Below are 14,758 nucleotides of genomic sequence, written 5' to 3'. Positions count from 1 at the left end.
TTCTTTAATAAAAATGAATTATCCATGTGTGTTTTAAAATATCAAAGGAGTATATTTGAACTGAACCCCGAATGATAGACACTTGAAAAAAAGTGCATCATTCGGGGTTTTTCGCGTGCATACGAATCGCTATAATGAACCTATTCAATCAGACGGGAGAAACAATCATGAGTAAAATCATCTTCACTATGACCCAAATCAACCAGCTCGAAGAAAATCCGAACGTCGCTTCCATATCAGAACGCTCGATCCAGTACACGACCGAGTTCAATGTCAGGGCCGTACGTGAGAATATGGAAGGAAAGGGACCTCAACAAATCTTCATGGAGGCCGGATTCGACCTGACGGTGATCGGGAAACGAAAAGCGCATTCTGCGTTGATTCGCTGGCGCAAAACGTTCCGAAAAGACGGAGAGGAGGGTCTCCGGAACGATAAACGTGGAAAGGCTCTGGGAGGCGGACGCCCGAAGACAGACGAGTCGATGGAGAGACGGTTGGCGAAGGCAGAGGCACGGATCAAATACCTGACGGCAGAGAACGAGCTCTTAAAAAAGCTAGAGCAATTAGAGGGGCAGGCGAAACGTACGAACTGACACCAGCAGAGAAATATCAGGTCATCAACACCGTCATCCGCATCGCACAGATTAAGAATCTCGTCCGCCCACTATGTGAGATTGCCGGAGTGAGCCGCAGTGGCTATTACGCTTGGTTGAATCGTGCCGAGGCGGATTCCCTCCGGGAAGAGTGTGATCACCTAGATGCGACACTCCTCAAGAGCATCCATGATAGCCATAAAGGCAAAATCGGCTATCGGGGGCTGTACATGGAGGTGTTCGCCACCCTCGGTTTCCCGATCAACCATAAACGGATTCTCCGACTGATGCGCAAATTTAACATCGTGACTAAAATCCGGAGGATGAACCCGTACCGCAAGCTCTCTCGGGCGACGCACGAGCACCGCGTCGTGCCGAACCGATTGAATCGCGAGTTCCGGCAGAGCGAGCCCGGGAAGGTGTTCGTGACCGATATTACCTATCTCCCCATCGCCTCCGGCGAGAACGTCTATCTGTCTTGTGTGAAGGACGTCGCCACACGCGAGATCGTGGCATACAAACTATCCACGGATCTTCGTATGGACCTCGTCTTTCAGACGATGAAAAAGCTCGAAGAGCATCTCCAGGGGAATCGACATCCCGAGGCGATGATTCATTCGGACCAAGGCTTCCACTACACCCATCCGGGCTACCAGCGACTCATTGGCGACCTCGGATTGGTTCAGTCCATGTCCCGTCGGGGCAACTGTCTCGACAACGCACCGATCGAATCGTTCTTTGGTCATCTGAAGGACTATGTCGCCAACCGTTCGTGCGAGTCAATCGAGGAGGTCCGAGAGATGGTCGGGGACTACATCAGCTATTACAACTACGAACGCGGTCAATGGAACCTAAAAAAGAAGACCCCGAAACAATATCGGGACCATCTGATCGCAGCATAGAAAACGTGGTCTTTTTATTAAACTGTCCATTTTACGGGGCTCAGTTCAATTGCAGAAATTCTAAACTTTATTTAACGGAAGTTCTACCAGGCCCAGGCAAAACAACAACAGCTGAAGCATTAACTCGTTTACTACAAGAGAAAAAAACAAACACGCGTCTTCATATCGAAGGTGATCTCAACCATCCTGCGGATTATGAGAGTGTCGCTTACTTAACGATGGATGAATGGACGGATTTTCAAAGTAAGTACGCTTCACTCGATGTCTTACGATTTACTGAGGTGTTCAATGACTACGTACTGGTATCATATCGCCAGTGGCAGTCAGAAAAGGATATTCCTGAAGCAGAACTTGCGTTTCTGCAAGCAAGAGATATCTATGAACTACCGTTCGAGTTACATCAGTCATTGATCTTTAAAAAGTGGGAAGCGTTCGTTGCTCAAGCGTTAACGACGGATACAACGTATGTTTTTGAATGCTGCTTCTTGCAAAATCCATTGACGATAGGGCTTATCAAATACGATCTACCGGAAGCGACGTTACAAGCGTACATCGAACGCATAGCGACAATCATTACGCCGCTACAACCTGTTCTTGTCTATGTTGATCAACAGGATGTAGAGAGAAGCTTCCGTAAAGCATTACAAGAGCGTCCGGCAGAATGGGCAGATGGATTCGTATCCTATTACACCGAGCAAGCATATGGTGTGAATCGCTCATTATCAGGAGTGAAAGGGACGATTGCAATCTTAAGGGAACGAAAAGCATTGGAACATCAGTTGTTAAAAACGCTTCCCTTTAGAGTAGAAGTATTTGGAAATGAAGAGTTTTCAGTAAAAGCAAGACAAGCTTGGGTGAAGCAGTTGATTCAGTCGACTGTGCGTTCGACTTCTTTAAGCGAGAGGTAAATTAAAAGGCGATTCTAAGTCAAAGAATCGCCTCTTTATAGTGAGAATGTCTGATCAATAGTGTTTTTATCATGGTTCAATATCCAATGCTTATAATCATCGTAGAGATCACGGATAGCGTCAGGTGTTTCGCCGATCAGGTCACAGCCTCGATCATCATAGATGTGAAACAGGCTCTTTCGTCTCGGATTAAAGAAAAAGGTACGATGGATAAAAGAAGGGCGATCCGTGACATCGTGACTGCAAATATCACGGATTAAAGCTGGATAATGAATCTCCTGCCGCGTACAGGTCAAAGACAATGTGTATGTAGCATAGGGATGCTCTTCCACATATTGCGGTGTACGATCGCACCGCAGGCGATAGCGTAAAGAAGGGGACTTCAAGTACTTCACAAATCCACTATGCACAACCGGTTTCCAACCGCTTGTTCTTTTGTAGGGACTGACCTGCACGATCCATGTGATAAGATCAGATGGAGCATGAATGGCTTCGAATAAGGTTAGGGCTTTTCGATAGGCGGACTCTAGATAATTCGGATCATCTAGACCAACGTTTTTGAGCAATGTTGAATCGCCTAGCTCAAAGCGGATTCCGTTCGCATTGTGATAAAATAAGTTCGGATATAAGACGAGCTGGGGAAAGATCGTATACAGCTCTTGGTGATTCAATAGGAACCCCTCCCTTCCATGTATGGTGTGCTACACTTGTTTTTTGAATGAATAATGATCCGGCTTCTAAAAGCCGGATCATTATTCATTAGCCCATACTCGTTTCATGATTAACCTGCCATTGTACGCCAAACGCATCTTCGACAATACCGTATGCTTCACTCCAAAACGTCTTTTGAATCGGCATGATGATCTTGCCGCCTTCAGCGAGCCGCGCGAACGTTTCGTGCAATAGCTCCACATCGGCTAAGTGAAGGGCTAGCGTAATGTTTTGTCCGAACGTCACAGGGTTTTGTGGCATCGCGTCTGAGAACATGAGACATGTGCCATGGACGATAAGCTGCGCATGTAAAATCAGTGTCTGGTGCTCCGGTGGATACGGTTGACCATCCGGTCCAGGACCTGGTCCGAACTCCATGATTTCCGGCATTTCTTCCTGAAACACCTCCGTGTAGAACGTCAATGCTTCACGGGTATTTCCATTAAAGACAAGATACGGATTAATCGGCATGGAAAAGCTCCTTTCAAAAGGAAGAATGTGTTTCTTTTAGTATACCAAACATTTGTTCGTATAAAAAGAGTGGGTTGCTGATTTATTTAGTATAAATGATAACGGTTTCAATTTATCTGATTTTTATAAAAAATAGGTTGCAAGTTCCAGAAAGACTTCGTATACTAAATTTATCGAAAGCGCTTTCGATGAAATGGAGTGAGTAGTATGGGAACAATTTATGATTTAGCGAAGATGACCGGATTTTCGATCACGACGGTCTCGAAAGCCTTAAATAATTATTCAGATGTCAGTGAAAAGACGAAAGCGAAGATCGTCCAGGCAGCAGCTGAGATGGGATACTTGCCGAATGCACATGCTCAATCGCTCTCGACAAAACGTTCGTGGACGATTGGTGTCATGTTTTCAGAAGCACATGGTGTCGGCATGATGCATCCGTTCTTTAATGCGATCATTGAAAGCTTCCGGAAAGCAACGGAGCAACAAGGTTATGATCTGATTTTTGCATCACGAAATTTACGTAATCGGGACATGAGTTACTTGGAGCACTTTCGGCACCGAGCGGTTGATGGCATTGTCGTCATCTGTTCGGACCAGTTGGATCTGCACGTTCAAGAATTGATTCAAAGTACGATTCCGATCGTTGTCGTTGATATGTACAGTCCGGATTGTAGCGTCGTCTATTCCGACAATATTACGGGTGGGCGACTAGCCGTCGAGCATCTATATGAATTAGGTCATCGCCGGATTGCGCATATCGCTGGCGATACGACGACGGATGCTGGTGCAGCAAGGATCGAAGGTTATAAACAAGCAATGACTCAGTTCGGTTTGCCGATTCCGGACGGCTATATTGCAAACGGTGGGTTGTTTTCCGGAGAAGAAGGAAAACGGGCGATGCAAGATTTGCTGGCGCTACCGGATCGACCGACTGCTGTCTTTGCGGCAGGGGACCAAATGGCAATCGGTGCTATTGAAGCGATTCATGAAGCTGGCTTACAGATTCCAACAGATATCTCACTCGTAGGCTACGATGATATCGAGATGGCGAAGTATATCACACCGAAGCTGACGACTGTCCGGCAAGATACGGAAACGATTGGTCAGCAAGCGGCTTCAGTCTTGATCGAACAGATTGTCGATAAACAGCGGATGACGACACAAGACGTCATTCCCGTCGAGTTGATCGTTCGTCATTCGACAGGTCCTGCACCTGAGTGACGTGCGACGATTTCGGAATCGCTCTCGCTGGTTGTCAGGGAGAAAACGCGAGAGCGATTCCGAAATTATTTTTACGGCAGTTACGAAAGGGCTTTCGATTATTTCCTTGTCATTTTCGAAAGCGCTTTCGGATTAAACGATTAAATTGAAACCGCTTACTTAAAAACTATTAAAAAAGGATGGGATGAAATGAAAAAGGCGTTCATTAGTGCAGTCACGATTGGTGCCATGACAGCAACTGTCTTAGCGGGATGTACGGGAAGTGGCGAAGACACTACGAGTGGTGGCAAAGAGGTCTTAAAGATTTGGTCATTTACGGATGAATTAAAAAAGCCAATCAAAAAATTTGAAGAAAAGAATGGCGTCAAAGTCGAATTGACGATCGTGCCGATGGCCGACTATCCGACGAAGTTGAAACCAGCTCTTGAAAGTGGCGTCGGAGCACCAGATATCTTCACGGGTGAAATCGCCTTCTTGAAACAATGGGTCGACGCTGGCTACTGGGCAAATTTATCCGAAAAGCCGTTTAATGCAGATGACGTCGCAAAAGACTACATTCCGTATGTATTTGACATGGGGAAAGATAAAGAAGGAAACGTGCGTGCGCTCTCTTGGCAAACGACGCCAGGAGGCATTTACTACAAACGAAGCATTGCGAAAAAAGTACTTGGAACAGACGACCCGAAAAAAATCGGCGGCATGATGAATTCAATGGATGGGGTGTTTGAAGTCGCCGATAAAATGAAGCAAAAAGGCTATAAAATGTTCCCAGATGAAGGATCGATTCGCTGGTTCGTGCAAGGCAATGATCCACAACCATGGGTCAACGACAAGCAGGAGCTCGTCTTGACCGATGCGCGAAAAGAATATATGGACTACGCAAAAGAACTCCGTACGAAACAATATACTGCCCTTGCACCGGAATGGTCACCATCGTGGTACGCCGGCATGGATAAACCAGTCAAAGTCAAAGAGAATGGCAAAGAAATTCAGACAGAGGTCTTCTCGTATGTGTTACCGACTTGGGGACTGCATAGCGTCTTGAAGGAAAACGTGAAAAAATCTGCAGGAGACTGGGCTGTCACGAGCGGACCGAGTCCTTACTTCTGGGGCGGAACATGGTTAGGCGTCTACAAAGATTCGAAAAAACAAAAACTCGCGTATGATTTCGTCAAAATGATGACGCAGGACGAAGAATTCTTGACAGATTGGGCAAAGGAAACGGGTGACGTCTTAGCATTCAAGCCAGTCACGGATAAAATCAAGACTAACTTTAAAGAAGATTTCTTGGATGGACAGAACAACTACGAATTTTTCTTAAAGCAAGCAGACCAAATCAAACCAGGCATCGTTACGAAGTATGATCAACAACTTGACACGCTCTATGGAGCTGCCGTGACAGAATATGTTCGCGGAAAAAAATCAAAGGACGAAGCTCTAACGGAATTCTATAAAAAAGTCAAAAACGCGTACCCTGATGTAAAAGTACCCGAATAACGAGCAGGTGGGGCGCATCCTGCCTCACCTTTTCTCATGGAAGAAAGGAGCTTAACCTGTGAAAAAAATCGATCGCACTGGGTATCTCTTCATCGCACCGTTTTGGATCGTCTTCCTGATCTTCAGTATTTATCCGGTCGCCCTGACATTCTATTACAGCTTTACGAACTATACGGGGGCTGAAGGGGAACAAGTCGTTGGTCTTGCGAACTATACTCGGCTATTGAGTGACAGTTACTTCATCGAAGCGTTCTTTAACACGATCAAGATTTGGGCTGTCAACTTTACCTTACAAATTGGCGGAGCATTGTTGCTTGCATTGCTGTTCTCCGACCTCCAATTGAAATTGAAAGGGCTCGCGTTCTTCCGAGCGACCTTTTATCTGCCGAACTTGATTACGATCAGCTCCGTGGCGTTACTGTTTGGAATCTTGCTCGACTGGCAACATGGCTCGCTCAACATGATGTTGATGAAGATCGGTATCATTTCAGAGCCAATCAACTGGTTGACACAACCTGTTACGGCACAAGTATCTGTCTCGCTCATCCTGACATGGATGTGGCTCGGTCACTCGTTCATCGTCGTCATGGCAGGCGTGTCTGGCATCTCGAAAGATTATTTTGAAGCGGCCTTGATTGACGGAGCGACCCGATGGCAAATTTTTTCTCGAATCACTTTGCCGCTGCTCAAGCCAATCTTATTGTATATCATGATCACCTCACTGATCGGTGGTTTGCAATTGTTCGACCTGCCGATGCTGATCACAGATGGAATTGGGGCGCCGGACGGGGCACTGAATACGATGGTGCTGTATCTCTATAACCAGGCATTCAAATACAACAACTATGGCTATGCTGCAGCTGTCGCTTATGGGTTGTTTGCCATCACTCTTGTTTTTTCAATCATCGTCTTCAAAGGGATGTTCCGAAAAGAACGTTCACCGAAAGGAGCCTGACCGATGGAACGAAATGCAGAAGCACGCCGGCTCGTGCCACAAACGGAAGAACAACCAGAACGCTCGGAGCATCCGCTTCGATTGACGCCGCCTCCAAAACGGAAAAAACCATGGCTTGGAAAAACGATCATTTACCTCGCATTGATTGCCTTGACGATTGCCTGCATCATTCCATTCTTGATGATGATCGTCAACGCAACCCGGTCAAATGAAGAAGTCCTGTCCGGCTTTTCTTTGATCCCGGGCAACTCGCTTGCTGACAACTACGCGGCGCTCAGTTCATACGTCAATATCTGGTCCGGCTTTAAAAACAGCTTGATCATTGCTGTACTCGTGACCGTCTTGTCGGGATACTTTTCCGCCTTGACCGCATTCGGTTTTGCATTCTATCAATTCAAAGGAAAAAATGTCTTGTTCGTGTTCATGCTGATCATGATGATGATTCCAGGACAGCTCGGATTGATCGGTTTTTATGAGCTCAGCAAAAACTTAGGATTGCTCGATAGCTTCATTCCATTGATCGTTCCAGCAATCGCGAGTCCGTTCACGGTCTTCTTCGTCCGGCAATATGTCCAGACCGTCTTGCATCCGAGTCTGATCGAGGCAGCACGGATGGACGGGGCAAGTGAGTTCCGGATCTTCCATACGATTGCTTTACCGATGATGATGCCGGCAATCGCAACGATGTCGATCTTTACGTTCATCGGTTCATGGAACAACTACATCATGCCGCTCGTCTTACTCTTCTCCCCAGAGAAGTACACGTTACCGGTCTTGATGGGCTTCTTGAAAGGATCACAAGTCGCAGAGAACTTAGGCTCACTCTATCTCGGTATCGCGATTTCTGTCGTGCCGATCATGATCGCCTTCTTGTTCCTCTCGAAATATATCGTCAGCAGTATCTCGGCAGGTGCCGTAAAAGAATAAGTAGCTTAAAGGAGATTACCCATATGAAATTTGCACCGAACTTCGTATTCGGAACGGCGACATCGTCGTATCAGATCGAAGGCGCCCACAATGAAGACGGACGTACGCCTTCGATCTGGGATGCCTTTTGTGAGGAGGATGGCAAAGTCTTCGAGAAGCATAACGGAGATGTCGCTTGTGACCATTACCACCGTTATGACGAGGACATCCAGCATATCAAACGTCTTGGCGTCGACACGTACCGCTTCTCTATTGCCTGGCCCCGAATCTTCCCGCAAAAAGGGGTCTACAATCCGGAAGGTATGGCGTTCTACAAGAAACTTGCGACACGTCTGCGGGCTGAAGGCATCAAGCCAGCCGTGACGCTGTACCACTGGGACTTACCACTGTGGGCACATGAAGAAGGCGGCTGGGTCAACCGAGCATCGGTCGACTGGTTCCTTGACTTCGCCCGCGCTTGTTTTGCGGAGCTCGACGAGATCGTCGACTCGTGGATCACACACAATGAACCATGGTGTGCCGGGTTCCTCAGCTACCATCTCGGACAACATGCACCGGGTCATACGGATATGAATGAAGCCGTTCGTGCCGTGCACCACTTGTTGTTATCGCACGGAAAAGCAGTCGAATTGTTGAAGGGCGAGTTCCAATCGGTCACACCGATCGGTATCACGTTGAACTTGGCACCGAAGTATGCGAAGACGGATTCCGTCAACGATCAGCTAGCCATGAACAATGCAGACGGCTATGCGAATCGATGGTTCCTCGACCCAGTCTTCAAAGGGCAGTATCCGGTTGACATGATGAACTTGTTCTCGAAGTACGTCCATTCTTACGCGTTCATCGAGGAAGGTGACATGGAGACGATTTCCGTCCCATGTGACTTCTTCGGGATCAACTTCTACAGCCGTAACCTCGTCGAGTTCAGTGCTGCGAACGACTTCCTGCAGAAGGATGCGTACTCGGATTACGACAAGACAGGCATGGGCTGGGATATCGCCCCGAGCGAATTCAAGGACTTGATTCGTCGTTTGCGTGACGAGTATACGGATTTACCGATCTACATCACGGAAAACGGTGCCGCATTCGACGATGAATTAGTCGATGGTCGCGTCGCCGACCAGAACCGGATCGATTACGTCGCACAACACTTGCAAGCCGTGTCTGATTTAAACGAAGAAGGGATGAACATCCAAGGCTATTATCTTTGGTCACTGCTCGACAACTTCGAGTGGAGCTTCGGCTACGATAAGCGCTTCGGGATTCTCTACGTCGATTTCGAGACACAGGAACGGATTTGGAAAGACAGCGCCCACTGGTATGCGGGCGTCATCGAGCAACATAAGGCAACGATTCCACAAGAAGCGTGACAAAGGAGGCAAGGTCGAACATTCGTCCTTGCCTCTTTTTGACTAAGAGGAGGAAACAGACATGAAGACATGGGTAGCACTGGCGGTCGGGACGGGTTTATTGCTGAGCGGTCAAGCGGTCGACGCGAAGGCAGATAAAAAAGAGACGAAGTGGAAGCTCGTCTGGTCGGATGAGTTTCAGGCGAAACAACTCGACCGGACAAAATGGACCTATGATACGGGGAACTGGATCAAGGATGCGAACGGACAACCGGTCTCACCCGGTTGGGGCAACAATGAAAAACAATACTATACGACGAAACAGGACAACGCGTTTATTCGCAACGGGAAACTCGTCATCAAGGCGAAGCAGGAAAAGACGACGGATGATCTCGGTACATACGATTACACGTCGGCGAAGCTGAAGACGAAAGGGTTGTTCAGTAAGACGTACGGTCGTTATGAGATCAAAGCGAAGCTGCCGACCGGAAAAGGGCTTTGGCCTGCGTTCTGGATGCTACCGGAGCAAGATAAATACGGGGCTTGGGCATCGTCTGGTGAGATTGACGTCATGGAGTCATGGGGCAGTCAACCGGACAAGGTCGCCGGAACGATTCACTACGGAGAAAACTGGCCGAACAATAAATATACGGGGAAAGACTATCACTTCCCAGACGGACAGCGAATCGACCAATGGCATACGTACGCGGTCGAGTGGGAGCCGGGGGAGCTCCGCTGGTACGTTGACGGCAACCTCTATCAAACACAAAACGATTGGTACAGTAAAGGCTTGAACGCAGCAACGAACTATAGTTATCCAGCACCGTTCGACCAAAACTTCTATCTCGTCATGAACCTCGCGGTTGGCGGTTGGTTTGACGGAGAAGTCGATGCGACGACGAAGTTCCCAGCCGAGATGGAAGTCGACTACGTCCGGGTCTATGATTTGAAAAATCGAGCGTACCGTGAACCGGTCGAACCGACCTACGAAAACGTGACATTACCGGATGGAGCCAAGCAACCAATCGAGGGCAACCTCGTTTACGACACAGCATTTGAACAACCGGTCACGATGATCACCGGGAATCAGTCGTTTGATCCGCTGTACTGGAACTACGTCACGCTCCCAGACTTCGGTGGTAAAGGAAGTCTTGCAATCATCGAAAAAGAGGGGCAACGGATGGCGGACGTCACGATTGATCAGCCTGGTTCACAGACTTATTCCCATCAGTTGATTCAAAACGTCTCACTCACGCAAGGTGGGCGTTACCAAGTCAGCTTTGACGCGAGCAGCACAGCAGATCGGAAGATGATGGTCAAAGTCGGCGGTGGAGCAGAGCGTGGCTACACGAAATATTCAAATGAACAGTCGATTGCTCTGACACCAAGCGTCAAGCGACATACGTTCACGTTTGATATGGCGGCAGAGACGGATCTCGCAGCGCGTCTTGAATTCAACCTTGGACTCGAAAAAGCGAGCGTCCAGATCGGGAACGTCCGTGTCGAGCAGATTCCGCGCGGCGTCATCGATGAAGATGCAACGAAACCGGCACTACCGGACGGGAACCTCGTCTATAATGGGACGTTCGATCAAGGGGCGATGGATCGTTTGACGTACTGGCATTTCGACGGTAGCAAGCAGGCGACAGGGCTCGTTGATCCCGAGTCACGTGATTTCCGTTATGAAGGACATGGTCAAAAAACGACGGCACGCTTAACACAAAAGGGGCTTCAACTGGAAGCCGGGCATGCGTATCAGCTTCGATTCACAGCAGGTGCGAAAAAAGCCAAGTCACTTCAGGTAAAAATCACTGGGGCACAAGAGCAATTGAAACAGACGACTGTACCGTTGACGAAACAAGCAACGACTGTTGACATTCCGTTCACAGCTACACAAACGGCAGACGACAACCAGCTTGTGTTTGACTTCAGTGGACAAGCCGGAAAAATCTCGCTCGATGATGTGGAGTTGATTGATGTGACACCAGTGCCGGTCGATCCGTCACCACTGAAGAACGGTTTGTTCACAAACGGATTGACGTCGTGGTCGTCATACGTCCACTATGATGCGCAAGCCGCTATCGAAGCTGTCAATGAAGCCGCACGCATCCAGATCGGAGCGGAAGGACAAGAACCATGGAGTGTCTTGCTCGAGCAAGGAAACTTGTCACTCGCAAAAGGCAAAACATATGAATTGAGCTTCACGGCATCGTCGACCGTGCCACGTCCGATCGAAGTAACGGTCGAAAATGCTTCCTACACGCGTTACTTCAGTCAAGTCGAGCCGATCACGACGACACCGAAAACGTACAGCTATACCTTTACGATGGAACAAGCCGATACGGGGGCGTTGAAGTTCTTGATGGGACGCGCGGAAGGTTCGCCGTTCGCCGCCCATGACGTGACGATTGATGATGTGAATCTTAAAGTGAAGGAATGACTAAAGCAAGGTAATGGACGCGTCCATTACCTTGTTGTTGTGTCATCAGCTTAAACAAAAAAGCCGAACTATTTTTCGTGATGAAAAAGGAATAAAACCCATCATATGGAATATACAACGTAGAAGTGACATCTATTCGTTTTCAGAGGAGGAAACGTCATGCGTCAAAGGTACATACCGTATCGGCTCATCTTCATCATAGGTTTACTTGGCATGATCGGCATCAACGGTTGGTCTGCCTTACTTCATCCGGACGGCGCGATTAACGGCTGGCAAAGCATCGCCTCCGTCGTCTGGCTTGTCGGTCTAGTCGGATCGCTATTCTATATTAAAGAAGATAAAGCGCTTCGACTGATAGTCTGGTATATCCGGATTGGTTTTATTGCGGCATTATTCATTTACGGTGTTTCGTTACTCGAAAGCGCATTTTCTGAAACGATTTGGTTTGATGCATTGGCGAGTGTTCAGTTCGTGTTCTACTTCCTCTTCGTCGTTCCATTGTTTGGATTAAATGCCTGGACGGATGTCCTATTTGGTGAGTTTTCGTTATACATGAGTGTCCTGTACGGTATTGCGCTGATCACGCTCCACGTAAAGGTTTGGAATGATACATCACGGCGTTTGCATTATTAAGTAGAAAAGGTGAATGGTATGTTGAGTCCCGTGAATGAACGCGAAGAACGGACGGGGAAACGTGAACGCCGAAAACAACGGAAAATCGATGTGGGATGCGTCACGATCGTCGGCATTCCATTACTTTTCATCTTTCCGTTTCTGTTGATCATCCTTATCTTAATGAAGTCTGCTCCATGAAAAGGTGACCTGGTGTCACCTTTTTTTGTTGTGTCGTCAACTTTTTTCTCGACTCGCCCGTCTTAATGATGTATACACAGAACGATATCGAAAAAAGGAGCCGCGGCCTATGACCTCTCGTCAAATGAGAAAACGGGAAAAAGCATTCGTCCGTTTTTTAAAGCAATATAAACCGAATCTCTACTGGTTAGCCTACAGTTATATGAAAAATGAACAGGATAGTCTAGATGTCATACAGGACAGCATCCAAAAAGCGTTGCAGTCGCTTGATCGACTTGAGGATGAGGAACGGATGAAAGCCTGGTTCTATCAGATTTTGACGCGAACAGCGATTGATGCGATCCGGAAGCGTCAGCATAGTATCAGTTACGACACGGATCGACTGATCGAACTCGTCGCGACGAAAGAAGATACATACCCGGACTCCGATTTACGACAGGCGCTCGAGGAGCTACCGGTCATGTACCGGGAAGTCGTCATCTTACACTATTTCGAGGACTTGATCTTAAAAGACGTCGCGACGATTTTAGAGCTGAATTTAAGTACGACCAAGTCCCGGTTGTATAAAGGATTGACCTTACTGAAAATGAAATTGAATGGAGATGAGTTAGATGTCGAACAAACTTGATGATCTGAAACAGGCGTACCAACAACCACCGGTCCCAAAAGAACTCGATGCGATGATTGCTCAAGTCGAGCACCGGACGCGTCCCTCACGGACGAAACGGTCCGTGTTGATCACAGCGGCCGCCATCACATTATTCGTCGGCGGATTAAATAGTAATGCATCGTTTGCGGACGCGATGGCGAAGGTGCCGGTTTTTGGTCAACTGACGGAGATTGTGACGATCGACTGGAAAGAGACGAAGACACAACAGTCGGCTGATATCAAAGCACCTCAAGTGAAGTTACCGGACAAGGCACTCGAGCAACAACTGAACGAAAAGTATATCGCGGAAGGACAAGCGCTCTACGAAAAGTTCAAACAGGAGACGAACGGACAGGAAGGAGTATTTGCTGTCGATAGCCGTTATGACGTCAAGACGGATACGGACGACTTGTTGTCGATTAGGCGAACCGTCACCGAGACACGGGCAAGTGCATCGGAAAGCGTCCGGTATGATACGATCGATAAGAAGCAACAACTCGTCCTGACGTTACCGTCCTTGTTCAAGGATGACGGATACATCACGACGATCAGTGATTATCTAAAAGAAGAGATGCGTCGCCAAATGAAAGCCGATGAAGGGAAGGTCTACTTCGTCGAAGGAACACCGGATGTACCGGAGGATGAACAGTTTAAACACATTTCCGCGAAACAAAACTTCTATATAACGGCAGATCACAAATTAGTCCTGTCGTTTGATGAGTACAGCATCGCTCCAGGATATATGGGCATCGTCGAATTCAAGATCCCGACGTCGATCTTAAAAGACGATCTCGTCAGTTCGACCTATATTCGTTGATTGTCAGATTTTAAAAAACATTGATGTAAAAATGAAAAAAGGAAACAATTTCTAAAAATGACCTCTTATAATCAAAAGACGAATCGTTGTTTTTTGAAAAAGGAGGAAGCCCTATGAAAAAATGGAGTCGGCTCGTACTCGCGGGTGTCGTCAGTCTCGCCTTGCTTCATGTTCCAGCAGCCAGTGAAGCGGCGACGAAAGCCAAAGCCTTTAAGAACTGTACGGAAATGCAGAAGAAGTATAAAGGTGGCGTCGCAAAAAAAAGCAGGACTGAAGAATCGGACCGGATATGACAAGAATGGAAAACCGATCTACAAAGCGACCAAGTACAAAGCATACGTGAGTCTTGCGACATATAAACTGAACACGAAGAGTGACCGGGATAAAGACGGCATCGCGTGTGAACGTTAAATAAGCAAAAGTAGTCTTTCTCGAGCGGGAGAAAGACTACTTTTTTGTAGATGTTGGTTGTTCCTTTCAATTATGTAATCCTTAGAAAGCATTA

14 protein-coding genes and 1 pseudogene are annotated in these 14,758 nt (G+C 47.5%); 13 read left to right on the top strand and 2 right to left on the bottom strand.

The window, feature by feature from the left end; genetic code table 11:
* Positions 1–167: 167 nt before the first annotated feature.
* Positions 168–1,495, top strand: a protein-coding gene (locus tag ACRPK8_RS10310) for an IS3 family transposase (protein WP_432238142.1) whose coding sequence is annotated in 2 segments (ribosomal slippage) — positions 168–537 and positions 537–1,495 — 1,329 coding nt in all. Because the reading frame shifts where the segments join, the coding sequence is not laid out codon by codon here.
* Entirely contained in the window at positions 1,438–2,403 is a 966-nt protein-coding gene (locus tag ACRPK8_RS10305; protein ID WP_432238141.1) for a hypothetical protein, read from the top strand. Before ACRPK8_RS10310 ends, ACRPK8_RS10305 begins: the two co-directional genes overlap by 58 nt.
* Before the next feature lie 35 nt (positions 2,404–2,438).
* On the opposite strand, the gene ACRPK8_RS10300 is transcribed toward ACRPK8_RS10305, so the two are convergent.
* Positions 2,439–3,074 carry a DUF3885 domain-containing protein gene (locus ACRPK8_RS10300; RefSeq protein ID WP_214856136.1) on the bottom strand — a complete coding sequence of 212 codons (636 nt, stop codon included), beginning with the start codon at positions 3,072–3,074 and terminating at the stop codon, positions 2,439–2,441.
* Positions 3,075–3,162: 88 nt separating this feature from the next.
* Positions 3,163–3,585 (bottom strand): VOC family protein, encoded by a 423-nt coding sequence (locus ACRPK8_RS10295; protein ID WP_432238140.1) that lies wholly within the window; start codon positions 3,583–3,585, stop codon positions 3,163–3,165.
* Positions 3,586–3,792: 207 nt separating this feature from the next.
* Here ACRPK8_RS10295 and ACRPK8_RS10290 point away from each other — a divergent pair, with 207 nt between their 5' ends.
* The 11 genes and pseudogenes from ACRPK8_RS10290 (at position 3,793) to ACRPK8_RS10240 (ending at position 14,664) form a co-directional block, all read left to right on the top strand.
* On the top strand, positions 3,793–4,806 hold the full coding sequence (locus tag ACRPK8_RS10290) for a LacI family DNA-binding transcriptional regulator (RefSeq protein WP_432238139.1): 1,014 nt from the start codon (positions 3,793–3,795) through the stop codon (positions 4,804–4,806).
* Positions 4,807–4,995: 189 nt separating this feature from the next.
* Positions 4,996–6,303: an ABC transporter substrate-binding protein gene (locus ACRPK8_RS10285; RefSeq protein WP_214729860.1), complete on the top strand. Its 1,308-nt coding sequence runs from the start codon at positions 4,996–4,998 to the stop codon at positions 6,301–6,303.
* A 58-nt stretch (positions 6,304–6,361) separates the two neighbouring features.
* Positions 6,362–7,258: a carbohydrate ABC transporter permease gene (locus ACRPK8_RS10280; RefSeq protein WP_035411191.1), complete on the top strand. Its 897-nt coding sequence runs from the start codon at positions 6,362–6,364 to the stop codon at positions 7,256–7,258.
* Between the two features lie 3 nt (positions 7,259–7,261).
* Positions 7,262–8,185, top strand: coding sequence for a carbohydrate ABC transporter permease (locus tag ACRPK8_RS10275; RefSeq protein ID WP_432238138.1), 924 nt, complete (start codon positions 7,262–7,264; stop codon positions 8,183–8,185).
* A 23-nt stretch (positions 8,186–8,208) separates the two neighbouring features.
* On the top strand, positions 8,209–9,555 hold the full coding sequence (locus tag ACRPK8_RS10270) for a GH1 family beta-glucosidase (RefSeq protein ID WP_432238137.1): 1,347 nt from the start codon (positions 8,209–8,211) through the stop codon (positions 9,553–9,555).
* Between the two features lie 61 nt (positions 9,556–9,616).
* Positions 9,617–11,974 (top strand): carbohydrate binding domain-containing protein, encoded by a 2,358-nt coding sequence (locus ACRPK8_RS10265; protein WP_432238136.1) that lies wholly within the window; start codon positions 9,617–9,619, stop codon positions 11,972–11,974.
* Positions 11,975–12,133: 159 nt separating this feature from the next.
* Positions 12,134–12,607, top strand: coding sequence for a hypothetical protein (locus ACRPK8_RS10260; protein WP_432238135.1), 474 nt, complete (start codon positions 12,134–12,136; stop codon positions 12,605–12,607).
* Between the two features lie 30 nt (positions 12,608–12,637).
* Positions 12,638–12,787, top strand: a complete 150-nt coding sequence (locus ACRPK8_RS10255) for a hypothetical protein (RefSeq protein ID WP_432238134.1) — start codon at positions 12,638–12,640, stop codon at positions 12,785–12,787.
* A 124-nt stretch (positions 12,788–12,911) separates the two neighbouring features.
* Positions 12,912–13,415 carry an RNA polymerase sigma factor gene (locus ACRPK8_RS10250; protein ID WP_064300640.1) on the top strand — a complete coding sequence of 168 codons (504 nt, stop codon included), beginning with the start codon at positions 12,912–12,914 and terminating at the stop codon, positions 13,413–13,415.
* The gene (locus tag ACRPK8_RS10245; RefSeq protein ID WP_432238133.1) at positions 13,399–14,253 is read left to right on the top strand and encodes a DUF3298 domain-containing protein; all 855 of its coding nucleotides are present in this window, start codon (positions 13,399–13,401) and stop codon (positions 14,251–14,253) included. Before ACRPK8_RS10250 ends, ACRPK8_RS10245 begins: the two co-directional genes overlap by 17 nt.
* Positions 14,254–14,366: 113 nt before the next feature.
* Positions 14,367–14,664, top strand: a pseudogene (locus ACRPK8_RS10240) (excalibur calcium-binding domain-containing protein).
* The last annotated feature ends 94 nt before the right edge of the window (positions 14,665–14,758 follow it).

The organism is Exiguobacterium sp. TDN 0502 (assembly GCF_050846835.1).
Taxonomy (GTDB): Bacteria; Bacillota; Bacilli; order Exiguobacteriales; family Exiguobacteriaceae; genus Exiguobacterium_A.
Note: the sequence above shows the minus strand (reverse complement) of the source record. Positions and strands in the feature narration are given on the sequence as shown.

What these genes read in the sequence shown, in the direction of transcription:
- ACRPK8_RS10245 (WP_432238133.1), top strand. Translation starts at nt 13,399, where the DNA reads ATGTCGAACAAACTTGATGATCTGAAACAGGCGTACCAACAACCACCG.
- ACRPK8_RS10260 (WP_432238135.1), top strand. Translation starts at nt 12,134, where the DNA reads ATGCGTCAAAGGTACATACCGTATCGGCTCATCTTCATCATAGGTTTA.
- ACRPK8_RS10250 (WP_064300640.1), top strand. Translation starts at nt 12,912, where the DNA reads ATGAGAAAACGGGAAAAAGCATTCGTCCGTTTTTTAAAGCAATATAAA.
- ACRPK8_RS10305 (WP_432238141.1), top strand. Translation starts at nt 1,438, where the DNA reads ATGGAACCTAAAAAAGAAGACCCCGAAACAATATCGGGACCATCTGAT.
- ACRPK8_RS10295 (WP_432238140.1), bottom strand. Translation starts at nt 3,585, where the DNA reads ATGCCGATTAATCCGTATCTTGTCTTTAATGGAAATACCCGTGAAGCA.
- ACRPK8_RS10265 (WP_432238136.1), top strand. Translation starts at nt 9,617, where the DNA reads ATGAAGACATGGGTAGCACTGGCGGTCGGGACGGGTTTATTGCTGAGC.
- ACRPK8_RS10270 (WP_432238137.1), top strand. Translation starts at nt 8,209, where the DNA reads ATGAAATTTGCACCGAACTTCGTATTCGGAACGGCGACATCGTCGTAT.
- ACRPK8_RS10285 (WP_214729860.1), top strand. Translation starts at nt 4,996, where the DNA reads ATGAAAAAGGCGTTCATTAGTGCAGTCACGATTGGTGCCATGACAGCA.
- ACRPK8_RS10275 (WP_432238138.1), top strand. Translation starts at nt 7,262, where the DNA reads ATGGAACGAAATGCAGAAGCACGCCGGCTCGTGCCACAAACGGAAGAA.
- ACRPK8_RS10290 (WP_432238139.1), top strand. Translation starts at nt 3,793, where the DNA reads ATGGGAACAATTTATGATTTAGCGAAGATGACCGGATTTTCGATCACG.